General features: G+C 58.1%; 20 protein-coding genes. 10 read left to right on the top strand and 10 right to left on the bottom strand.

The window, feature by feature from the left end:
• Positions 1-21 precede the first annotated feature (21 nt).
• A complete protein-coding gene (locus AB1A64_RS05945; RefSeq protein WP_366550571.1) occupies positions 22-1,218 on the bottom strand; it encodes a phosphoglycerate kinase in 1,197 nt (398 codons plus the stop codon).
• Positions 1,219-1,350: 132 nt separating this feature from the next.
• On the opposite strand from AB1A64_RS05945, the gene AB1A64_RS05940 reads away from it, so the two are divergent.
• Together AB1A64_RS05940 and AB1A64_RS05935 are read left to right on the top strand one after the other, a co-directional pair.
• Entirely contained in the window at positions 1,351-1,857 is a 507-nt protein-coding gene (locus AB1A64_RS05940; RefSeq protein WP_366550570.1) for a peptidylprolyl isomerase, read from the top strand.
• A complete protein-coding gene (locus AB1A64_RS05935) occupies positions 1,850-2,398 on the top strand; it encodes a peptidylprolyl isomerase (RefSeq protein WP_366550569.1) in 549 nt (182 codons plus the stop codon). Before AB1A64_RS05940 ends, AB1A64_RS05935 begins: the two co-directional genes overlap by 8 nt.
• 44 nt (positions 2,399-2,442) lie before the next feature.
• Here AB1A64_RS05935 and aqpZ read toward each other — a convergent pair whose 3' ends face one another.
• The 6 genes from aqpZ to AB1A64_RS05905 all read right to left on the bottom strand — a co-directional run bounded on the left by aqpZ (position 2,443) and on the right by AB1A64_RS05905 (position 7,529).
• The gene (aqpZ, locus tag AB1A64_RS05930; protein ID WP_170358950.1) at positions 2,443-3,129 is read right to left on the bottom strand and encodes an aquaporin Z; all 687 of its coding nucleotides are present in this window, start codon (positions 3,127-3,129) and stop codon (positions 2,443-2,445) included.
• Between the two features lie 122 nt (positions 3,130-3,251).
• A complete protein-coding gene (locus AB1A64_RS05925; protein ID WP_366550568.1) occupies positions 3,252-4,073 on the bottom strand; it encodes a M90 family metallopeptidase in 822 nt (273 codons plus the stop codon).
• Between the two features lie 97 nt (positions 4,074-4,170).
• A complete protein-coding gene (locus AB1A64_RS05920; protein WP_366550567.1) occupies positions 4,171-4,671 on the bottom strand; it encodes a polymer-forming cytoskeletal protein in 501 nt (166 codons plus the stop codon).
• Positions 4,661-5,986, bottom strand: a complete 1,326-nt coding sequence (locus tag AB1A64_RS05915; protein WP_170358946.1) for a DUF5930 domain-containing protein — start codon at positions 5,984-5,986, stop codon at positions 4,661-4,663. The genes AB1A64_RS05920 and AB1A64_RS05915 overlap by 11 nt, the downstream gene beginning before the upstream one ends.
• A 180-nt stretch (positions 5,987-6,166) precedes the next feature.
• Entirely contained in the window at positions 6,167-6,982 is an 816-nt protein-coding gene (locus tag AB1A64_RS05910; protein ID WP_366550767.1) for a ferritin-like domain-containing protein, read from the bottom strand.
• 85 nt (positions 6,983-7,067) lie between these two features.
• On the bottom strand, positions 7,068-7,529 hold the full coding sequence (locus AB1A64_RS05905; RefSeq protein ID WP_366550566.1) for a peroxiredoxin: 462 nt from the start codon (positions 7,527-7,529) through the stop codon (positions 7,068-7,070).
• A 68-nt stretch (positions 7,530-7,597) separates the two neighbouring features.
• Here AB1A64_RS05905 and AB1A64_RS05900 point away from each other — a divergent pair, with 68 nt between their 5' ends.
• The 4 genes from AB1A64_RS05900 (at position 7,598) to AB1A64_RS05885 (ending at position 14,128) form a co-directional block, all read left to right on the top strand.
• The gene (locus AB1A64_RS05900) at positions 7,598-10,978 is read left to right on the top strand and encodes a DUF3971 domain-containing protein (RefSeq protein ID WP_366550565.1); all 3,381 of its coding nucleotides are present in this window, start codon (positions 7,598-7,600) and stop codon (positions 10,976-10,978) included.
• A 31-nt stretch (positions 10,979-11,009) separates the two neighbouring features.
• On the top strand, positions 11,010-12,056 hold the full coding sequence (gene queA / locus AB1A64_RS05895) for a tRNA preQ1(34) S-adenosylmethionine ribosyltransferase-isomerase QueA (protein ID WP_366550766.1): 1,047 nt from the start codon (positions 11,010-11,012) through the stop codon (positions 12,054-12,056).
• 112 nt (positions 12,057-12,168) lie between these two features.
• On the top strand, positions 12,169-13,440 hold the full coding sequence (locus AB1A64_RS05890; RefSeq protein WP_366550564.1) for an MFS transporter: 1,272 nt from the start codon (positions 12,169-12,171) through the stop codon (positions 13,438-13,440).
• Between the two features lie 109 nt (positions 13,441-13,549).
• Complete coding sequence (locus tag AB1A64_RS05885) at positions 13,550-14,128, top strand: DUF924 family protein (RefSeq protein WP_170358939.1); 579 nt, start codon at positions 13,550-13,552, stop codon at positions 14,126-14,128.
• Here the strand turns inward: AB1A64_RS05885 and AB1A64_RS05880 are convergent.
• On the bottom strand, positions 14,125-14,559 hold the full coding sequence (locus AB1A64_RS05880; RefSeq protein WP_366550563.1) for a hypothetical protein: 435 nt from the start codon (positions 14,557-14,559) through the stop codon (positions 14,125-14,127). The genes AB1A64_RS05885 and AB1A64_RS05880 overlap by 4 nt on opposite strands.
• A gap of 216 nt (positions 14,560-14,775) precedes the next feature.
• On the opposite strand from AB1A64_RS05880, the gene lpdA reads away from it, so the two are divergent.
• Positions 14,776-16,170, top strand: coding sequence for a dihydrolipoyl dehydrogenase (gene lpdA / locus AB1A64_RS05875; RefSeq protein WP_366550562.1), 1,395 nt, complete (start codon positions 14,776-14,778; stop codon positions 16,168-16,170).
• Between the two features lie 143 nt (positions 16,171-16,313).
• Here the strand turns inward: lpdA and AB1A64_RS05870 are convergent, their stop codons facing one another.
• Complete coding sequence (locus tag AB1A64_RS05870; protein ID WP_366550561.1) at positions 16,314-17,699, bottom strand: M20/M25/M40 family metallo-hydrolase; 1,386 nt, start codon at positions 17,697-17,699, stop codon at positions 16,314-16,316.
• A 320-nt stretch (positions 17,700-18,019) separates the two neighbouring features.
• On the opposite strand from AB1A64_RS05870, the gene hemA reads away from it, so the two are divergent.
• The 3 genes from hemA to ispG all read left to right on the top strand — a co-directional run bounded on the left by hemA (position 18,020) and on the right by ispG (position 21,776).
• On the top strand, positions 18,020-19,243 hold the full coding sequence (gene hemA, locus AB1A64_RS05865) for a 5-aminolevulinate synthase (protein ID WP_366550560.1): 1,224 nt from the start codon (positions 18,020-18,022) through the stop codon (positions 19,241-19,243).
• 128 nt (positions 19,244-19,371) lie between these two features.
• Entirely contained in the window at positions 19,372-20,583 is a 1,212-nt protein-coding gene (locus AB1A64_RS05860) for a helix-turn-helix domain-containing protein (protein WP_170349025.1), read from the top strand.
• Positions 20,584-20,654: 71 nt separating this feature from the next.
• Positions 20,655-21,776, top strand: coding sequence for a flavodoxin-dependent (E)-4-hydroxy-3-methylbut-2-enyl-diphosphate synthase (ispG, locus tag AB1A64_RS05855; protein ID WP_170358927.1), 1,122 nt, complete (start codon positions 20,655-20,657; stop codon positions 21,774-21,776).
• Positions 21,777-21,797: 21 nt separating this feature from the next.
• Here the strand turns inward: ispG and AB1A64_RS05850 are convergent, their stop codons facing one another.
• A complete protein-coding gene (locus tag AB1A64_RS05850) occupies positions 21,798-22,868 on the bottom strand; it encodes an agmatine deiminase family protein (protein WP_366550559.1) in 1,071 nt (356 codons plus the stop codon).
• Positions 22,869-23,025 lie beyond the last annotated feature (157 nt).

Here is a 23,025-nt window from a genome sequence, read left to right as displayed (position 1 = left end):
GAAATGCGACCAATTTTGACCTTACGCCTGACCTTCCAAGGCGGCGACGCCGGGCAGGGTTTTACCTTCCATCCATTCCAGGAACGCGCCGCCAGCAGTCGAGATATACGTGAAATCCTTGGCCGCACCGGACGCATTCAGCGCCGCGACCGTGTCACCACCGCCTGCGACCGAAACCAGCTGTCCCGACCGTGTCAGCGCCGCCGCTTTCAGGGCCGCTGCGTTGGTGGCGGCGTCAAAAGGCTCGATCTCGAATGCGCCCAATGGGCCGTTCCAGATCAAGGTCTGGCTTTTGGCGAAAATCTCCTTAATTGCAGCTACACTGTCAGGACCCGCGTCCAGGATCATGCCGTCCTCGGGGCATTGATCGGCTGGCAGCACCTGATGCGGGGCGTTGGCTTCGAATTTCTTGGCGACCACAACGTCCGAAGGCAGTACGATCTTACAGCCCGAGGTTTCAGCCTTGGTCAAGATCTCTGCTGCGGTGTCGTTCATCGCTGTTTCCGCCAATGATTTGCCAACGCTAACTCCCTCAGCGACCAAAAACGTATTCGCCATACCGCCACCGATCACCAGGTAATCAACCTTGTCGATCAAGTTGCCCAGCAGCTCTAGCTTGGTTGATACCTTTGCCCCCCCAACAACCGCTGTCACAGGGCGCTTGGGCGCACCCAGTGCGCCTTCCAGCGCCTCAAGCTCGGCCTGCATCAAGCGGCCAGCACAGGCAGGCAGTAGCCGGGCGATGGCCTCGGTCGAGCTGTGGGCGCGGTGAGCAGCCGAGAAGGCGTCGTTGCAATAGATGTCGCCCAGTTTGGCCATGCCGGCGGCCAGATCGGTATCGTTCTTGGTTTCAGCGGCGTGAAAGCGGGTATTCTCCAGCAGCAGCACCTGACCGGGCTTCAAGGCTTCGGCGGCTAGATCAGCCTCGGTGCCGACGCAATCTGCGGCGAACAGAACTTCGGTGCCAAAGGCGGCTTCAAGCGTGGGGATCAATTGTTTGAGCGACAGGTTCTCGCGCCGCTCGCCACCAGGGCGCCCGAAATGGGCCAGCAGGATGGGCTTGCCCCCGGCTGCGAGGATATCGCGAACGGTCGGGACGATACGCTGAATACGGGTCGCATCGGTCACAACCCCGTCAACGACCGGCACGTTGATATCGACGCGCACCAGCACGCGTTTGCCGTTCAGGTCCATATCGTCCAGAGTTTTCCAGCCCATCGCTCTATCCTTGCCATTACAACAGATTCAGGCGGTTCTTTTCCTGCATTTTGCCTTCAGGTCAATGCGTCACTTGGCATTCTCGCGCGTGGCGCATAGGTATTTGCGCAAGATAAACGACAGGAGGGCCTCATGGCCGAGATCAAGGATCCCGAAAACACGATCATCATGGAACTGAAAGACGGCAATGTCGTCATCGAACTGCTGCCGGACGTTGCCCCACAGCACAGTGCCCGGATGAAGGAACTGGCGCGTGGTGGTGAGTATGACAACGTGGCCTTTCACCGCGTGATCGACGGTTTCATGGCGCAAACCGGCGACGTACAGCACGGCGACATGGAAGACGGGTTCAACCTGCGTATGGCGGGTACTGGTGGTTCGTCTTTGCCGAACGTCCCGGCAGAGTTCTCAAAGCTACCGCATGACCGTGGCACCCTGGGTGCGGCCCGTTCGCAAAACCCGGACTCGGCCAACTCGCAGTTCTTCATCAACTTCAAAGACAACCATTTCCTGAATGGCCAATACACCGTTTACGGTCGCGTCATCGACGGGATGGAGCATGTAGACGCCATCGTGCGTGGCGAGCCGCCTGCAAGCCCCGACCGCATGATCAGCGTCAAGGTTGCGGCAGATGTATAAGCTGGCCGCCGCTTTTGCCCTGCTGACCAGCCCTGCGTTGGCCACGGGTTTGCAGATCGAGATCGAAGGTGAGGGCGCCAATGGCACCGTCACCGTCGACTTGTTCGATGATATCGCCCCCAAACATGTCGAGCAGATCAGTACCCTGGCTGCCGAAGGCAAGTATGACGGCGTGGTGTTCCACCGAGTCATCGACGGCTTCATGGCGCAGACCGGTGACGTTGAATTCGGCCGTATCGGTGGCGACATGCGTCGCGCCGGTACCGGTGGGTCGGATCGCCCCGATTTGCCTGCCGAGTTTTCGGACTTCAACTATGACCGCGGTGTTATTGGCATGGCGCGCGCACAGGACCCGGACAGCGCGAATTCGCAGTTCTTCATCATGTTCGAACCGGGCCCGTTTCTGAACGGACAGTACACGGTTGTGGGTCAGGTCACTGACGGCATGGACGTGGTGGACGCGATCAAGCGCGGCGAAGGCCCGAACGGCGCCGTGATCGGTCAGCCGGACGTGATGAAAAAAGTTACCGTCACCGAATAATGAAAAAAGCCCCGATGCGCATTAACATCGGGGCTTTTTTAGTCTCAGTCGTCACCCATCATTTGCCAGATCAGCGCCCCGATGGCTGCGCCGATAAGCGGGGCGACCCAGAACAGCCAGAGCTGCGCCAGCGCCGGGCCATCAGCAAACAGGGCCACACCGGTAGAACGCGCCGGGTTGACCGACGTGTTGGTGACTGGAATCGAAATCAGGTGGATCAGGGTCAGGCATAGGCCAATCGCGATCGGAGCGAACCCGTCGGGTGCAAAGTTGGATGTTGCGCCCAGGATAACCACAATGAAGAACGCGGTCATCACGATCTCAATCACCAATGCGGACATCATTGAATAGCCTTCGGGTGACGCTTCGCCGTACCCGTTCGAGGCGAACCCGCCAACACCTTCGAACCCCGGTGCGCCGCTGACGATCAGGTACAAAACGGCCGCAGCGGCAATGGCGCCGATCACCTGCGCGATCCAATAGGGGATCAGTTCTTGCGCCGGGAACCTGCCACCTATCATAAGGCCAAGGCTGACCGCCGGGTTAAAATGCCCGCCCGAGATATGTCCAACCGCGTAGGCCATGGTCAGAACCGTCAGGCCGAAGGCAAAGGAAACGCCCAACCAGCCGATGCCTACGTCAGCAACGCCAGCCGCCAGAACGGCGCTGCCGCACCCGCCCAGTACCAGCCAGAATGTGCCGAAGAACTCGGCCATGAGTTTAGGTGCCATAAAAATCCCTCCTGAAAACACTGGTTTAAGCGTAATTCAAAAATCACAATTTGTGAAATGTCAGGATAAGGGGAAAATTCTCCGACTGTGTTCAGGGATGACTTTTCACGTCCCTGCTGGCTTCATGTCTTTGCGTTGTCCCAACTGGCTGGATCCAGACGAAACAGTTTTGACAGCTGTTTGTAAACATCGGGAACAGCGGCCTTCAGCTGCCGGGGCTGTTCAAAAAACACCTCGACCGAGACGGCAAAGAACTCTTCATGACCCACGGCACCATAGGGATCGATAACCGTATGTTGGCCATGCTCGACAGCGCGAACGTGGGCGTCATAGGCTGTCAGGAACACACGTTCCCATTCCGCAAAGCTCTGACCGTCGCTCAGGATCGGAACGCCGTTGGTGCCCCCAGACAGGTCATCGACCTGATGCGCAAACTCGTGCAGGACGACGTTCTGCCCATCGTGGTCGTTCGCTGCGCCTTGCTTGCTGTGCGACCACGACAGAATGACCGGCCCGCGATCCCAGCTTTCGCCGGTGCGTACGATCTCTTTTTCACTGACGACATAGCCATCTTGCCGCCGCTGACGTGATTTGAAGGCGCTAGGATAGATCAGGATGGTTGTCAGGTGATCGTACCAAAGGTCGCTGTTAACCAACAAAAGGCTGGCTTGCGCAGCAATGGCCAGCTCCATCTCTTCGGTGACTTCAAGCTCGTCGCAGCCGTGGAACTCCACCTGGTCCAGAAAAAGGTTCACCTTGCCGTCCAGCTTGGCTCGCAGATCGGCGGGAAGGCGGCGGATCAGGGGCACCTGCTGTTCGATCAGCCTGCGCTGGTGGTCGGTCAAGGGCGTGGCCAGCAGGGCCTGCCGCGCTTGGGACTTTGACCAGTGGCGGTACAGAAAGAAGCCCGCAATCAACAGAAGGATAGAGAAAAAGATCAACATGTCAGAACCCTATATCGACCACAGCAACCGGCAAGGGCAAAAGAAAAACGCCGCAGGCTGACCCGCGGCGTTTGCTTATTCATATTTAGGGGCAGTGTTACTGCTTGACCTCGGCCGCCGGGTTGGCGCCCGACTTGCCGCTGCGGCCAGGATTCAGCGGGTCGTCCTGACGCTGCACTGAACCTTCGAAATGCGCGCCGCTTTCGATGGCGATGGTCTTGTGGATGATGTCGCCTTCGACACGGGCAGACGAGGTCAGGCGCACCTTCAGGCCACGCACGCGACCTACGATGCGGCCGTTGATCACGACGTCATCGGCGGTGACTTCGCCCTTGATGGTCGCGGTTTCGCCGATGGTCAGCAGGTGTGCGCGGATGTCGCCTTCTACTGTGCCTTCGACCTGGATGTCGCCCGTGGTTTTCAGATTGCCTGTGATGTGCAGATCCGAGGACAGAACCGATGCCGGCGGCTTGGGCTTGGGCGCGGTGCTGGCCTTGGTTTCCGCCGGTGCAGGGGCAGCCGGTGTCGCCGGAGCAGCAGGTTTTGCTGTCTCAGTGGCGTCGGATGCGGGCTCGTTGATTTTGCTCTTAGAAAACATTTCTCGCAGCCTTAATGTAAGTCATTGGATTTCTTGGCACACCGTCGACGCGAACCTCATAGTGCAGATGCGTGCCGGTAGACCGTCCAGTGCTACCCATATCAGCAATATGATCCCCGCGCGAGACCCTTTGGCCAACCTTGACCCGGATCTTGGTATTATGAGCGTAAAGAGTCTCAACCCCGAACGCGTGCTTGATTTTCACCAGCCTGCCGAACCCGGATTGCCAGCCGGCATGGGTGACGATTCCGTCGGCGGTGGCAAAGATGTCGGTTCCGTGGGCACCGGCAAAATCCGCCCCATTGTGCATGCGCCGCCCCCCGGTTTTTGGATCCCGTCGCGTGCCAAAGCCGCTGGTAAAGCGCACCACATCATGCACCGGGCTGGCAAAGGGGGCTTTTTCGGCGGCAATGCGATACAGGTTCAGCTGGTCCATCTGTTGCAGCAACACATTCGCGCGGATTTCGTCGGGGGTCAGGTCCTCTCCGCGCGTGCTAAATGAGATGGGGGTGAGGGGGCCACCCATGCCGCTATAGCCGCGGCGGACTTCTTCGATAATACGGTCGGTGGGCATGCCGGCCTGGCGGAACATTTTGTCCAGAGGCTCAACCGAGATAATCATCGCCTCTTCCAGCTGGCGGAAAATCTCGTCGCTGCGTTCCTGCATCAGACGGATTTCCAACTCAAGATCGTCGCGCTGTGCCAGAGCATCCTGTGCATCGGCGGCGATTTGGTCGCGCTCTTGTGCTGTCCGGACCAGAGCGTCGGTCATGAAATTCATTTGTTCCGGGTCGCCTGCGGCGGTCATATATATGTCGCCGTCATCGGTCTCGACCTGCATGCTGGCCAGCTCGGTGCGGGCCTCTTCGCGCTGTTTCATCGTGGCGCGCAGGGTGGTCTGGATGACCTCGATCCCGGTCTCAAGCTCGCGGCGGCGGTTTTCCGACGCCAGCAGCTCCGATTGCATCGCCGAGATCTGTTCCAGCGCCGCGTTGAACCGGTCTTGCGCGGCCAGCGCTTCTTGCGCGCGGGCATCCCGTTCCGTCGACAGGATGTTCAGACGGTCTTGATAGGTCGCCTGATCCCGCTTGGCTTGCTCGCGGAAGTTACCCGATCCGATGCTGTCCATCAGCAAAATCGCCGTGGCGACTGCGGTCCAGCCAACAAACACCGCAACGCCGGCGACGGCGAATATCTGCGTTTCCGAGCTGAGCCGGATAAACCGCGTGTCGTTGTCAGATTTCAGAAAGACTCGGCGTTCGGGAAAATGCCGCTCGAGCAGTGAGTGTAACTTAATTGCCAGACGTGTTCGCACGCGTCTTCACCTCTCATCCCCAAGATTCGGGACCGGTCGTGAGTGATAGCCGTCCCTTTGGCGAAGTGCATAGAGGGCACGCGTGCTTTGGGCAAGTTTGTAAACTAGTTCACACATGAAACCACGTTATTCCCGCCAATTCTCGGCGAGAAATTGCCGATAACGTCAAGTTGAGTGCGTTTATTGCGCCGAACCGGGCGCGGGTAGGTCCTCGGTCAGGGGCCAGTAAAAATCGGGCGGCAACCCGGCCTCGGCGCGTTTTTCTTCGTTGAAAGGTGGTTTCAACACGCCATGAAAGTACTGTCGAACCAATTGGTGAAACACATCCTTGGGATCGGCATTCTCGCGCCCGCACAGGAAATGAAACCATTTCGAGCCATAAGCCACATGCCCGACTTCTTCGGCATAAATGACTTCCAGCGCAGCGATGGCCTTTTCGTCCTTGGCCTTGCGGAATATGTCGATCATGCCGGGGGTCACGTCCAGCCCGCGTGCCTCAAGCACCATGGGAACCACGGCCAATCGGCCCATCAAATCTTCGGAGGTGTCCTCGGCCGCGCGCCACATCCCGGCATGGGCGGGCAGGGCGCCGTAATGGCTGCCCATGGCCTCAAGGCAATCGCACACCATCTCGAAATGACGCGATTCCTCTTCGGCGCATTTGACCCAGTCGTCATAGAACCCGATCGGCATCGGAACATGACCAAAGCGGGCGATGAGGTCCCAATGTAGATCAACGGCGTTCAACTCGATATGCGCGACAGCGTGCAGCAGGGCGATACGGCCCGCCTCGGTGCCAGGCTTCCGCTTTGGCACCTCACGCGGGGACAGCAGTTCAGGCTGATCCGGGCGCGCGGGTTGCAGCGGTGGCGTGGCGGTGCCGATCTCGATCTCTGGCGCGTCGTCGCTACGCGATGCGAACCACGCGGCGGCATGGCTTTTGGACAGGGCGGTCTTTTTCCGACCATCCGCCGTTGTCAGAACCTCAGTCGCCATCTGGGTCAGCGTTTTGGGCACCGTGTTTCTCCGCTTGATTGCACGCGCGGCTCTTAGACCGGATGGCGCGCGTGGTCGAGGGGCGTTACATCGCCCGTACGGCTTCCAGCACCTCATCCACGTGACCGGGGACTTTGACCTTGCGCCAAACATTGGCGATCTTGCCATCGGCGTCGATGATGAAGGTCGAGCGCTGAATGCCCATCGATTTCTTGCCGTACATATTCTTTTCAATCCATACGCCATAGTCCTCGCAGACCGACGAGCCCTCATCCGACAACAGCGGAGTGGTCAGATTATGCTTGGCAACAAACTTGTCGTGCTTGGCGACACTGTCCCGCGAGATGCCGAAAACGTGAGCGCCCGCATCACCAAAGGCTTGAAGTTGTTCCGAGAAACCGATGGATTCCTTGGTGCAGCCCGGCGTATCATCACGAGGATAGAAGAACAGAACGACGGTGCCGCCGCGCAGGGCTGACAATGTGACCTCGCCGCCTCCGTCGCGGGGTAAAGTGAAATCAGGGGCGATGTCTGAAACGTCGGGCATTGGAAACTCCGCTAAAGTTTTTTAAGGGCTGCCCGACATCATAGGGCGGCGCGGGCGGGTTGGAAGACGTGGATAGAAAATTGGTGCAGCACGAAGATAAAAGTGCGTCGCAGCCCAAGAAAAACCGGCGTCGCCGGTCCCGTCGTCGTATTGCCGCGCATTTTTCCGGTTGGACGGTCCTGTCGCTGGGGTTGTTGGTCTTTGCGGGCTGGTTTTTTCTGATCGGCCAGAATCTTCATGCGCCCGAATGGTTGCGAAAGCAGGTTGAACAGCGCCTTGAACACAGCCTCGGGGGGCTGAAAATCCGGTTTGGCGACGTCAGCTTTATCGTGAACGAGGAATGGCGTCCCCGCCTGCAGCTGAGCGACGTGACGATCAGCGACGCAGCAGGGCAGCAGATTGCGCAGGTTTCGGACCTGCGCACCCGATTGTCCATGCGCGGGCTTTTACGGGGTCAAATCCGCCCGCGCCGCATCATCCTTCGCGATGCACAGATCGCGCTGACCAGGGGCCTGGACGGGGCATTGTCGCTGACCGTCGGCTCGGGCAGCGCCCCTGTGCAGCAAGCACCGGACCTGGCCCAACTGATCGAGCAATCGGACGATGTATTCCTGTCGCCTATCCTGTCCGGGTTGCGTTCAGTCGACTTGGAATCGCTGACGCTGGATTATCAGGATCTGCGTCTTGGGCGGGCCTGGGTGTTCGACGGGGGGCATATCACTGTGACCCGCACCGGGGATGAGATGCATCTGGCCACTGGGTTTTCCGTACTGACCGGGCGCGACTATGCAAGCTCGATCGAGGCGAACTATACCAGTGTTCTGGGTACACCACAGGCGCGGTTCGGCATTTCGATCACCGACCTGCCAGCCGAAGATATCGCCAGCCAAAGTCTTGCCCTGTCGTGGTTACAGGTTCTCAAGGCACCGATCTCTGGGGCGTTGCGCGGCAGCATTGACGACAAGGCGGCGTTGGGGCCGCTGTTTGCAACGCTGAACCTTGGGGCAGGGGCAGTGCAGCCCACGCAGGAAACGCGCCCCATTCCGTTCGAGTCTGCCAGAACCTACTTCACCTACAATCCCACGCGGCAGGAGCTGGACTTCAACGAAGTCTCGGTGGTGTCCGCGTGGGGCGCTTTTCACGCCGAGGGGAAGGCGTTTCTGCGCGGTATCGAAAACGGTGCGCTGGAAAGCCTGACCTCGCAGCTGAGCCTAAGCAACATCAACATCAACCCGGCTAACCTGTTTCCGGAATCGCTGAATCTGGCGCGTGCCGAACTTGATATGAAGATGAAGCTGGCCCCTTTCGAATTGCAGCTGGGCCAGATCATGATCGAAGACTCAAACTATCGGTTGTTTAGCTCAGGCAAACTGATCGGCGAACCGCAGGGCTGGGCGGCGCAGCTGGATGCGCATCTGGACAGCATGAACGGGGATGAGCTGTTGAACTATTGGCCCGAACGTCTTGCGTCAAAGCCGCGGCTTTGGGTCGAGGAAAACCTGTACGAGGGGCAGTTCTCGGACGTTGATTTCGCCTTACGGCTGCGGCCCGGAAACAAGCCCGATATCTTTCTGGATTTCGGGTTCGACGAGGCAAAGATCAGGTTCGCCAAGACCCTGCCGCCGCTTGAGAACGCGCAGGGACAGGCCAGTCTGATCAACCACCGTTTCACCGCCACGGCGGAATCGGGCGTTGTCATCGCGGATGAGGGAGGCGCAGTTGATGCCACGGGCACGTCCTTCATCATCCCTGATACCGAGATCAAGGGGATTTCCCCGTCGATCACCCGCATCACGGCCAAAGGGAGTGCGACGGCTGCGTTATCGCTGCTTGATCGCCCGCCGCTCAGCTTGCTGACCAAAGCGAACCTGCCGGTCGATCTGGTTGAAGGTACTGTAAATCTTGCAGGAACATTGTCCCTGCCGATGAAGAAGGGGTTGAAATTCGAAGACACCGAATTCCACTTTCTTGGTGATATCGACAATGTCAAAAGTGACAAATTGGTTCCTGGCTTTTCGGTCAGCGCCGACCAGCTTGCGCTTGAAGGCAACCAAACCGGAGTTGAGATTTCCGGCGAGGGTTTGTTTGGCGACGTTCCCATCCAAGCTGCGTGGCGACAACCGATCGGTGGAACCGAAGCGCAGCGCAGCGAGTTGACGGGCAAGATCGAATTGTCCCCCCGATTGATGACCGAGCTGAATGCCGGGTTGCCTCAGGGGATGCTGACTGGGCAGGGCACGGCGGATATTGCGCTGGGTATTGGCGCAGGGACACCGCCAAAGCTGACCGCATCGTCCGATTTGAAAGGCGTCGCGCTGGCTATTCCCGAACTGGGCTGGCGCAAGGGGACGGGCACAACCGGCACGATGACACTTGAGGCCACGCTGGGGGACAACCTGCGAGTGGATGAACTCAAGCTGGATGCAGCCGGCTTGCGCACCACCGTGTCGATCTCGTTCAACGACGGAGATTTCGACCGGGTTCAGTTCAGTTCCTTTGATCTGGGCAATTGGCTGGCGGTTCCGGCCGAGTTGGTCAATCGAGGTGGGGCGGTGCCGGATATTCGGGTGCTGGGCGGCGTGATGAACCTGGGCAGCGCAACCTTTGGCAGCAGCAGCAGCGGCGGCGGCTCGGGGACGGGACCCCGGATGGACGTGACATTGGACCGTCTGCAAGTGACCGAGACCATTGCCCTGACCGGGTTCAAGGGCGCGTTTCAAACCACTGGCGGCGTCAACGGCGCCTTCACCGCCAACGTGAACGGGGGCGCGTCTGTGCGCGGGCAGGTCTCTCCACGTGCGGATCGCAGCGCGGTGACGCTGACCTCGGATGATGCGGGGGCGGTTTTGCGATCTGCAGGCATGATCACACAGGCGCGAAGCGGATCCCTGAACGTGCAACTGGAACCGGTTGCGGGGCCCGGAAACTATGACGTGATTGCGAAAATCACCAATACATACATCAAGGATGCCCCGGCCATGGCCGCGCTGCTGAATGCCATCAGCCTTGTTGGTCTGGTCAATGAAATGGCCGGGCAGGGCATCTTTTTCTCGTCCATCGAAAGCCGGATGCGCATCACCCCGACCGAGGTCAAAGTTCTCAGCGGCAGTGCGGTCGGGCCGTCGATGGGATTGTCCTTTGACGGCACCATCAACACGGTTGCTGGAACGCTGAACCTGCGCGGAGCGATCTCTCCGATCTATCTGGTGAATGCCATTGGAAGCGTTTTCACCAAGAAAGGCGAGGGCATCATTGGTTTCAATTATACCCTGACCGGGCCGTTGCGAGATCCGAAAGTGTCGGTCAATCCGCTGTCCGGGTTGGCACCACTGTTCCTGCGCAATCTGTTTAGGACTCCGGCGCCTACTGTATCCGACGGGCCCAACGCACAGCCGATAAAACCGGATGAACCGAAACGAACATTCGGGGCACCCTCATCAGACCGTTGAACTGGGATGTGGGGCACTGTATGGCGCGGCCATGAAACTCAGCGATTTTGATTTCCACCTGCCCGAAGACCTGATTGCCACGCGCCCGGCCAGCCCGCGTTCGTCCGCGCGGTTGTTGGTTGCCAATGGCGATACGGTTTCGGATGCTCATGTGTTCGATCTACCGGATTGGCTGCAACCTGGCGACCGTCTGGTGCTGAATGACACACGCGTCATCCCTGCGCGCCTGAATGGTCGCCGACATCGCAACAGCGCACAGGGGCCGGTTTCGGCGGCAATTGAGGCGACCTTGCTGGACCCGCAGGCCGACGGCACCTGGGCGGCACTGATCAAACCGTTGAAAAAGGTCAAGCTGGGCGAAGAGATCACGTTTTCCGATGACCTCAGCGCCACGCTGGACCGAGTCGAGGACGGGCAGGCATATCTGCGGTTCAACCTGACGGGTGAAGATTTCGACGCCGCACTGGAACAGGCCGGTGCAATGCCACTGCCACCGTACATCGCCGCCAAGCGCCCGGCGGACGAACAGGACAAGACCGATTACCAGACGATCTGGGCGCGCAATTCGGGTGCCGTCGCAGCCCCCACGGCGTCGCTGCATTTCGATCAGGCACTGATGCGGGCGCTTGAAGCCCGCGGCGTCACCATCAGCCATGTCACCTTGCATGTGGGGGCGGGGACCTTCCTGCCGGTCAAAGTCGAAGACGTGACCACACACAAGATGCACGCCGAATGGGGCAAAGTGAGCGCCTCGGTCGTCGAAGAAATCCGCGCCACCAAAGCCGCCGGAGGGCGGGTGATCCCCGTGGGCACCACAGCCCTGCGCCTAATCGAAAGCGCTGCGCGGTCTGGTCAGATCGAGCCGTGGGAGGGCGATACCGATATCTTCATCTATCCCGGATTTGAATTCCACGTCACTGATGCGTTGATGACCAACTTCCATCTGCCGAAATCCACGCTGCTGATGCTGGTTTCGGCACTGATGGGGCAAGACCGGATGCGCGACGTCTATGCGCATGCGATCGATAAGAAATATCGTTTCTTTTCATACGGGGACGCGTCGCTTTTGATCCCATAAGGGGCGCGTTGTCGGGATCGTCTACCTGCAATGTCGTAGACAAGCGCGATCAGAGCCGTTTTTCATATAAAAGCGAATCCATAACTCAGGTCGGCATATTTCGGAGGCCCCAATGATTCAGGTCCTGTCCAGCGCGTGGGCGCTTCTACTTGGTATGGGCTTGCTAATGGTCGGCAACGGCCTGCAAGGCACGATCCTGGGGGTTCGGGGCGAGATCGAGGGGTTTTCGACCCTTGAGATGTCGTTCGTAATGTCGGCCTATTTTATGGGTTTCCTTGGCGGATCACGCCTTGCACCCGAGATGATCCGAAGAGTCGGGCATGTTCGGGTGTTTGCTGCACTGGCCTCCTTCATCTCGGCCGTCATGATCCTTTACCCATTGATGACCAACCCGTTTGTCTGGATTCTGGGGCGCTTCGTAATTGGGTTCTGCTTTTCCGGCGTGTATGTCACCGCCGAAAGCTGGCTAAACAATGCGGCCAGCAATGAAAATCGTGGTCAGGCATTGTCGCTGTATATGATTTTCCAAATGACTGGCATCATCACTGCCCAGGGTCTGGTTGTGCTGGGTGACCCGGCAGGTTTCGATACGTTTGTTGTCGCGTCCATTCTCGTTTCGATATCTTTCGCCCCCATTCTTTTGTCAATTTCGCCAACGCCAGCATTCGATACAACCAAACCGATGACTCTGCGCGAACTTTTCAAAAGCTCGCCGCTGGGCTGTGTTGGTATGTTTCTGCTGGGCGGGGTGTTTTCGGCTCAGTTCGGTATGGCCTCGGTCTATGGTGCCCGCGCGGGCTTGTCGTTGGTTGAAATCTCGACCTTTATCGCTGCGTTCTATATCGGTGCCCTGGTGCTGCAATATCCGTTGGGCTGGATGTCGGACCGCATGGATCGCCGTTTCCTGATTATGCTAGTCGCAGGGGTAGGGGCATGTGCGGCCACGGCAGGCATGTTGTTTGGAGTTACCTTTCCGATCCTGCTGGGCGCGGCTTTTGTGATCGGCGGCATGTCGAACCCGCTGTATTCGCTTTTGATTGCCCATGCGAACGATTTTCTGGATCACGAAGACATGGCCGCTGCATCGGGTGGTTTGCTGTTCATCAACGGTCTTGGCGCGATCGCGGGTCCGTTGATAACGGGTTGGCTGATGGGCGACCGCGTCTTTGGCCCGCAGGGGTTTTTCCTGTTCATCGCCGCATTGCTTGCGACGATGGCTGTTTATGCGCTGTTTCGTATGACACAGCGTGCGGCGATCCCGGTGGATGAGACAGGCACCATGTCCCCGGTCTATCCGACGGCCTCGCCAGTTGCGCTTGAAGTGGCGCAAGAGGTTGCCATTGAAGCCGCCGAAGCCGAGGCCGAAACGCAAGATGTTGCCTAAGACACAAGAATATGTCGCCAATGTTGCAATTTTTTACTGTTACAATCCTGAAAAACATCCTTAAATGACCTTACGTCCCTGGGGAGGGCAACACGACGGAGTTAGGGCAATGGTAGGGCCTGAAGAAGTATTGAGTTATTGGTTAGATGAGATTGGTCCCAAGGGTTGGTATCTACAGGACGATGCCTTGGACGCAGACATTCGCGAACGGTTTTTGACCACCTGGGAAGCCGCGAATGAAGGCAAATTCTCTCTTTGGTTGACGTATCCTAGTGGGTCACTGGCCTACATCATCCTGATGGACCAGTTCCCGCGCAACATGTTCCGCGGCAGCGCAAAAGCATTCGCGTCAGATCGCGCTGCTCTGTCAGCCGCGAAATGTGCAGTGGACAAGGGGTGGGATCTGAAGATCGACGAACCAGCACGGCAGTTCTTTTACCTGCCGATGATGCATTCGGAAAATCTGTGTGATCAGGAACGCTGTGTCCGTTTGATGTGCCAGAATATGAGTGACAGCGATAAAAGCAATCTGCTGCACGCACGGGCACATCGTGAGGTGATCCGCAAGTTTGGGCGTTTCCCTTACCGAAACGAAGCATTGGATCGCCCGATGACCGAACACGAAGCCGCCTATGTTGACATGGGCGGGTATGGTTCGACGGTGCGCGAATTGCAGGCGTCCCTCTAGGATTGCGGCACGCAGCCTCGAATGGCAATAACTCGGTCGGCGACCACGTCGGCCGATTTCTCTATGGCGGAATTGATCAGCTTGTCCGGAGAGTCGGTCAACTCGGCAATGCTGGCTTGCGCGCCTTGCATTCTTTGTTCCAGATTATCCAGCTTTACCAGCGCCGTGGAAATCCGCAGTTTTTCGGCAATATCGGTGACTGAGCCGCTTGATTGCACCTCGGCAAGATCATTACGCAACGCCGCAAGTTCTCCCCGAACGCCGAGAATTTCGTCCTTTAGGGGCGCGATTACCTGGACTTTTTCCGAGAAGACCGTGGTGATGCCCTCTACTGTCGATGCCAGTTTCCAACCCAGAAATAAGCAAAGAGCCACGAGGATGAGCGTCGCGTTGAGCAATGCAAGCAGTAGATCTTTAAGTGTTTTGGCCATGATAAGCCTCTCGAATGATTTACGTTTATGAAATGGCGGGCGAACCCGACATCTATGTTCTAGCCATTGAACGATGCCCGGTATAGGCTGAAATCCGCATAAACTGATACCGGTGATCCCACGTCGTATTTGTCGCGGGAATGGTGTGTTGATGCGTTTCAAAAATTAGTTTAATGGTAAACTAATTTTTCAACCATCCTGCGCCGAGAGGGAAACATGGCTGCACAATCTTTTGATCTGATCGTAATCGGCGCTGGTCCGGGCGGCTATGTGGCTGCCATTCGCGCGGCGCAGCTGGGCCTGAAAACAGCTGTGGTTGAGCGCGAGCATCTGGGCGGCATCTGCCTGAACTGGGGGTGTATACCGACCAAGGCGCTGCTGCGTTCGTCCGAAGTGTTCCATCTGATGGAACGTGCCAAGGATTTTGGCCTGAGCGCTGATAAGGTTGGATATGATCTGGACGCGGTGGTGAAACGGTCCCGTGCTGTGGCAAAGCAACTGACAGGCGGCGTAGGGCATCTGTTGAAAAAGAACAAAGTTACCGTGGTGATGGGCCAGGCGACGATCCCCGCCAAGGGCAAGGTCTCGGTCAAAACCGACAAGGGTACAGAAGAGCTGACCGCCAATAACATCGTACTGGCCACCGGGGCGCGAGCGCGTGAATTGCCGGGACTTGAGGCTGATGGCGATCTGGTCTGGACTTACAAACACGCGCTGCAGCCGCCGCGGATGCCAAAGACACTGCTGGTCATCGGCTCGGGTGCGATTGGCATCGAATTTGCCAGCTTCTACAACACATTGGGCGCTGACACGACCGTTGTCGAAGTGATGGACCGCGTGCTGCCGGTGGAAGATGCCGAGATCAGCGGCCTGGCCAAGAAAGCCTTTACCAAGCAAGGCATGACCATCATGGAAAAAGCGATGGTCAAGCAGCTGGATCGGGCCAAGGGCAAGGTCACCGCGCATATCGAGGTGAATGGTAAGGTCGAAAAGCACGATTTCGATACCGTGATCTCGGCCGTGGGGATCGTCGGGAATGTCGAAGACCTCGGGCTTGAAGCCTTAGGTGTGAAAATCGACCGCACCCATGTTGTAACGGATGAGTTCTGCCGCACCGGAGTTGACGGTCTCTATGCGATTGGTGACATCGCGGGCGCACCGTGGCTGGCGCACAAGGCAAGCCACGAAGGTGTGATGGTCGCCGAACTGATCGCGGGCAAACACGCGCATCCGGTAAAGCCCGAAAGCATCGCCGGCTGCACCTATTGCCAGCCGCAAGTGGCTTCGGTCGGATACTCCGAGGCAAAAGCCAAAGAGCTGGGTTACGACATCAAAGTTGGCCGTTTCCCCTTTATCGGCAACGGCAAGGCCATTGCACTGGGTGAACCCGAAGGTCTGATCAAAACGGTATTTGACGCCAAAACCGGCGAATTACTGGGGGCCCACATGATCGGTGCCGAGGTGACCGAGCTGATTCAGGGCTACGTGGTTGGTCGTCAGTTGGAAACTACGGAAGAAGACCTGATGAACACGGTCTTCCCGCATCCGACATTGTCCGAGATGATGCATGAAAGCGTTCTCGACGCTTATGGAAAGGTCATCCACATGTAATCTGCGGTGGGTGGGGGCTCTGCCCCAGCCGCCCGTGCCGGGCGACTCCCCCGAGATATTTCTAGCCAGATGAAGCGAGGGATCCTTAACTTCATCTGGCCGAAAATACCTCGGAGCGCGAGGCAGAGCCTCGCTTGGAATCATCAGCGCGTCAGCGCGTCCAGAATGCGAGCCCAGGACCGGATGCCTTTGTGAAAGCTTTTCACGTCGTATTTTTCGTTCGGCGAGTGAATTGCATCGTCATCGTTGGCAAAGCCAACCAGCATCGAATCCAGCCCAAGTTCAGTATTGAAGTAACCAACGACGGGGATCGAACCGCCCATCCCGGTGAACACAGCCTCGCGCCCCCATTCATCCGACAGGGCGCTACGGGCGGCTTCGAATTCTGGACGGTCCAGATTCATGACCGAAGCGGGGGACCCTTCCAGATCATTGTCCCAGTCGACCTTGGCGTCGAGTGACAGGCGCTCTTGCACATGTTTGCGGATTTTGGTGCGCAAAGCGTCGGGGTCCATGTCACCGACCAGACGGCAGGTGATCTTGCAGTGCGCCTGTGAGGGGATCACGGTTTTCGAGCCTGCACCATTGTAGCCGCCCCACAGGCCGTTAACCTCAAGCGTAGGGCGCGCCCATTGCTGTTCCAGCGTCGAATACCTCTTTTCGCCATGGGGTTGCGAATAGCCGACCGAACTCAGGTACTCGACCTCGTCAAACCCACAGTTTTGCCACTGGCGTAGTTGCTCGGCGGGCACTTCGTGGACGCCTTCATAGAACCCCTCGACCGCAACACGGCCGGTTTCGTCGTCATAGAACGAGGCGATGATCTTGGACAATTCCCGCAGCGGGTTCAGGCCTGGGCCGCCGTAGTGGCCCGAATGCAGGTCGATACGCGGGCCGGTGATGGTGAATTCATCCTTGAGCATGCCGCGCAGTTGCGACGAGATCGACGGCACGCCCCGAGATACCATTGAGGTGTCGCACACCAGTGCCAGATCAGCTTTCAGCTCGGCCGCGTTTTCCCGCAGGAATGGCACCAGGGACGGCGACCCTGATTCTTCTTCGCCCTCGAAGAAAAAGGTGATGCGGCAGGGTAGGGAGCCATTGACGGCTTTCCAGGCGCGGCAGGCTTCGACAAAGGTCATCAACTGGCCTTTGTCATCCGACGACCCGCGGCCGCGAATGACGGGGCCGTTGTCGGTGTCTTCAATGGCGGGATCGAACGGGTCGCGTTTCCACAGTTCAAGCGGATCAACGGGTTGCACGTCATAGTGCCCGTAAAACAGCACATGCGGTGCGTTGCTGTCTTCGCCGACATGGCCAACGACCATGGGGTGGCCGGTGGTTTCACGTTTTTCCGCTGCGATGCCAATGCTTTGTAGGTCAGCGACCAGCCAGTCGGCGGCCTGATCCACTTGAGCATTGTAGGCCGGGTCGGTTGAGATGGATGGAATGCGCAGCAGCTCCATCAGCCGGTCGATTGAGGTTTGCAGATCAGCGTCGATGCGGTTCAGAACGGCGTCCAGCGACATGGGGTTCTCCTGCTTTCAAGATTTGGCAGAACCTATCAGCGCAATCGGCGCCGTCCAGTGCGCTTTGACGGGAATATGGTATAATATCGGAAACTCCGACTGGCGCCTGCGTCGTTTCCTCGCGCCCGATGGCCGTAACTTTACTTGTCGATGCGAGTGCGAGGGGATATTTGATGCAAATCAAATGTGCGATCCCAATGTTGTCTATACGTACGGGGCACAAGGGAACGCATTGGCGTATAATCGGATTCGTCCGGTGAGGGCGTCAGAAATTTTGTCCGGCTGCAAATGAAATGGGTCGGGCATGTAAGGAGATACCGGTGGACTATACTGCTCAGCTCGATACAGCGATTGCCAAGCTGCATGATGAAGGACGCTACCGGACCTTCATCGACATCGAACGTCGCAATGGCCATTTCCCGCATGCGGTGCGGACCCGCCCAGACGGGTCGCAGCAGAATATCACCGTGTGGTGCGGCAATGACTATCTGGGCATGGGCCAGCACCCGGTCGTTCTGAACGCCATGCGCGAAGCCGTTGACGCCGCCGGTGCCGGTTCGGGCGGGACCCGCAATATCTCGGGCACTACGGTCTACCACAAGAAGCTTGAGGCCGAGCTTGCCGATCTGCATGGCAAAGAGGCCGCGTTGCTGTTCACCAGTGCATATATCGCCAATGACGCGACGCTCAGCACATTGCCGAAACTGTTCCCCGGCCTGATCATCTATTCGGATGAACTGAACCATGCCTCGATGATCGAAGGCGTGCGTCGCAATGGTGGTGCCAAGCGCATCTTCCGTCATAACGATGTGGCGCATCTGCGCGAATTGCTTGAGGCCGACGATCCCAAAGCCCCCAAGCTGATCGCGTTTGAATCGGTCTATTCGATGGACGGCGATTTTGGTCCGATTGAAGAGATTTGTGATCTGGCTGATGAGTTTGGTGCGCTGACCTATATCGACGAGGTCCACGCAGTTGGCATGTACGGCCTGCGCGGAGGCGGCGTGACCGAGCGCGATGGCCTGGCGCATCGCATCGACATTATCAACGGAACCCTTGCCAAAGCCTTTGGCGTAATGGGCGGCTATATCGCTGCCAGCGAGAAAATGTGTGATGCCGTGCGTTCTTATGCACCGGGCTTCATCTTCACCACCTCGTTGCCGCCTGCAGTGGCCGCGGGGGCAGCGGCCTCGGTCGCTTTCTTGAAAACGGCGACTGATCTGCGTGAGCAGCATCAGACACAGGCCAAGATCCTCAAGCTGCGGCTCAAAGGGCTGGGCATGCCTTTGATCGATCACGGTACACATATCGTGCCGGTGATTGTTGGAAATCCTGTCCATACCAAGATCCTCAGCGACCGGCTGCTGGATGATCATGGCATCTATGTTCAGCCGATCAATTTCCCCACTGTCCCGCGCGGAACCGAGCGTCTGCGCTTTACCCCATCTCCGGTGCATGGCCCTGACGAAATGAACCGTTTGGTGCAGGCGATGGACGAACTTTGGTCACATTGTGCGCTAAATCGCGCCGAACTTGCCGGTTAACCTCACGCTAAAGTGTGCAACGCGTTTGCCGCGTGTTAAGCTTAGGCTAACAAAAGTATCGGACGAATCGTTAATGGGATGATTCGCCGTTAGCGCGAAACACGCGCAGGCAGAATGGGGCAGCAGGGATGATTGGGCGCAGATCTCAGCGCGATTCCAAGGACGAAGCCGACGTCAGGCCAAAGGGTTTTGACGATTACGAAGTGCGGCTTGGTGACAGGATGCGCGGCGAACGGGCAACGATGGGCAAGTCCCTGTTGGATGTTCAGCGCGAACTGCGGATCAAAGCCAACTACATTGCTGCCATCGAAGACGCCGATCCTGACGCGTTCGACACACCCGGCTTCATTGCCGGGTATGTGCGTTCTTATGCCCGCTATCTGGGGATGAATCCGGATGAGACTTTTGCCGCCTTCTGTAAGGAAAGCGGGTTTGAGGTTGCGCATGGTATGTCGGCCGAGGCTTCGGTTGTTCGTAAGCCCACGGGCGCGGTTCCGGCGCGCGGTCCGATGGGGCGTGATCCGTTTACCTCTCCCAACACGCCATACATTCCCGGTCGCGAATCCCTTGTCAGCCAGATTGAACCGCGGGCTATCGGCTCGTCACTGGTTCTGGTCGCAGTGATCTGCGGCATTGGCTATGGCGGCTGGTCGGTGCTGAACAAGATCCAGCAGGTACAGGTCAGCCCGGTTGAACAGGCCCCGGTGGTTCTTTCCGATCTCGACCCGCTGGATGCGGCGCGCGACAGTGCCGAAACTGAGGTTGCTGTTGCGGCCACCCCCAGCGCCGAGGCGTTGGACCGTCTGTATCGCCCACAGGCGCTGGACGTTCCTGTTCTGGTCGCCCGTGATGCTCCGATCTCCACCTTGGACCCGCGCACCGTGGGTACCTTCCTGCCACAGGAATTGCCCAAGGTTGAGGTCGCCGAGGTCCACACTGTCGAACGCCCGGCCTTGCCGCAGGTGGTCGAGCAGATTGACACCACCTTGAAAATTGTCGCCGTGAAACCAGCCTGGATGCGGGTCACCGCAGCTGATGGAAGCGTGATCTTCGAAGGCACCCTTGGCACGGTTGAACAAGGTAATGTGTTCGAGGTTCCGCTGACGGAAGAACCGCCGCAACTGCGTGCGGGTGCTTCGGGTTCGGTGTTCTTTTCGATGAACGGCGAACATTACGGACCGGCGGGCGCGCCGGGGACCGTCGCCAAAGGTGTTGTTCTGTCCAAGGACGCGGTTGCCGAAACCTACGCCGTGGCCGATCTGGAGGCTGATCAGAACAGTGCGCTGAAACAATTGGTGGCCGAACTTCAAGCACAGGTTTCAGAAGACCCCGCCGAGTGATCTAGCCATTGCGGTGACCCGGCAGGCGGACTATCTAAAGACGCAACTCAGGCTGTCTTGGACCCGTCCTCATGTCGCTCAATCACGTTCGCCCGTGGCGCAATATCTACCGCCGCAAGTCCCGTCAGATCATGGTCGGGGATGTTGCTGTTGGTGGTGACGCACCCATTGCTGTTCAGACGATGACCAACACGCTGACAACCGATGTCGCGGCGACCGTGGCACAGGTGCAAGCCGCTGCCGAGGCCGGTGCCGATATCGTACGTGTGTCTGTCCCGGATGAGGCGTCATCGAAAGCCCTTAAAGAAATCGTGCGCGAAAGCCCGGTGCCGATCGTGGCTGACATTCATTTCCATTATCGCCGCGGGATTGAGGCCGCCGAGGCCGGTGCCGCCTGTTTGCGGATCAATCCGGGCAATATCGGCGACGAAAAGCGCGTGAAAGAGGTCATCAAGGCGGCGCGTGACCACAATTGCTCGATCCGGATTGGCGTGAACGCGGGCAGTCTGGAAAAACACCTGCTTGAGAAGTACGGCGAACCGTGCCCCGAAGCGATGGTTGAAAGCGGGTTGGAGCATATCCGCATCCTGCAGGACAACGATTTCCACGAATTCAAGATCAGTGTGAAGGCCAGCGACGTATTCCTATCCGCCGCCGCTTATCAGGGCATTGCCGAGGCTACCGACGCCCCCATCCACCTAGGGATCACCGAGGCAGGGGGGCTGGTGTCCGGTACCATCAAATCGGCCATCGGGCTGGGTAACCTGTTGTGGATGGGTATCGGAGACACAATCCGTGTCAGCCTGTCTGCTGATCCGGTTGAAGAAGTGAAGGTGGGTTATGAGATCCTGAAGTCTCTGGGTCTGCGCCATCGCGGTGTGAACATCATCTCGTGCCCGTCCTGCGCGCGGCAGGGGTTCGACGTGATCAAGACGGTTGAGGCGCTTGAGCAACGACTGGAACACATCAAGACCCCGATGAGCCTGTCCATTATCGGCTGCGTGGTCAACGGCCCGGGTGAGGCCTTGATGACCGATGTCGGCTTTACCGGCGGTGGGGCTGGGTCGGGTATGGTCTATCTGGCGGGCAAGGCAAGCCACAAGATGTCCAACGACCAGATGATCGACCACATCGTCGAAGAGGTCGAGAAGAAGGCAGCTGAGCTGGACGCCGCGCAGGAAGCGGCAGAATAACTTAACCTCGGGTGGGCAGAATTAGATCGCTGGCATCTGCTGTGTTGCACAGTGAATCCCGCCGCCAGATTGCCCTAGTACGTCCACGTTCAGGGCAATGACCTCGCGCCCAGGATAGTGGCGGGCAATTGCGTCCTGCGCCAATAGGTCGGTTTCATCATCTCCGAACTCAGGCATGATCACACCATTATTGCACACATAATAGTTCACATAAGACGCGACGAAATCCAGGTCTCTGATGCGCGGTGAATGGGGCTCTGGGATCACCTCGATTTGCAGCCCTTCGGCGGCCAATCGGTCGTGTGTATCCAGTGCAGCCAGATGAAATGGGTCCCGCATGTCGGGCTCATCGGGCAGGTTCATCAAAACGCGCCCCGGCCCCGTGAACCGAGCCAATGAGTCGATATGGTAATCGGTGATATCTTCGCCCCATACCCCGTCGGACCAGATCATGCGCTCTGCTCCGTAGGCGGCCAGCAAGCGCATTTCGATCTGGTCGCGCGATAGGCCGGGATTGCGGTTCTTGTTCACCCACGAGCTTTCATGCGCCATGAGCAGCCCGTGCCCGTCTTGTTCAACCCCTCCAGCCTCGCCTTGTAAACCGCTTGGTAGCAGGGGCAGGTCCAAATGATCCGCTACGCGACCAGCGATACGAGCGTCATGCGTATGGACCTGCTTCTTGCCCCAACCATTGAATTGAATTTGACGGATCGCCAACTGACCGCTGTCATTAACGACGAATACGGGCCCGGAGTCGCGACACCAAAGGTCTTCGGTTGGAATGTCCCAGAGTTCGATTGCTGACGAGAGTTTACGCTTTGCCGATGCATGCTCAGCCGCAGAAGCCAGCATGACCACGGGCTCAAATGCGGATACGGCATTGGCTATGTCGGCGATGGCCTGTTGCGTGTCTTCCAGATGGGCTGCATCCCAATACACCCGTCGGCTGCTAGGCCATTGCATAAAGGTGCGCTGATGGCGGGTTTCCTCGGCGGGTACAAAATAGCCCAAGTCCGGTTGCGATGCAGAGTGATTGGACCAACCCATCAATCCCAGCGCCCCTCCTGTCAGGATCAAATGCCTTCTGTTCATGGCAATCTTATATCGGTCCCCGGACGTTAAAGCACGTTATCGTTTCATGGCCCGGATGTAGTTAGGGTTTTGGACCTTCTGATTGACGCACTGTAGGCTGGCCAGTGCGAAGGCTTGCAGGGTCGAACCCTTAGGGTCAAAGGCATTGGCATTTCGC

It is taken from the genome of Ruegeria sp. ANG10 (assembly GCF_040705255.1).
Lineage (GTDB): Bacteria > Pseudomonadota > Alphaproteobacteria > Rhodobacterales > Rhodobacteraceae > Ruegeria.
The sequence above is the reverse complement of the archived record's forward strand: the minus strand, read 5'-3'. Positions and strand labels throughout refer to the sequence as shown.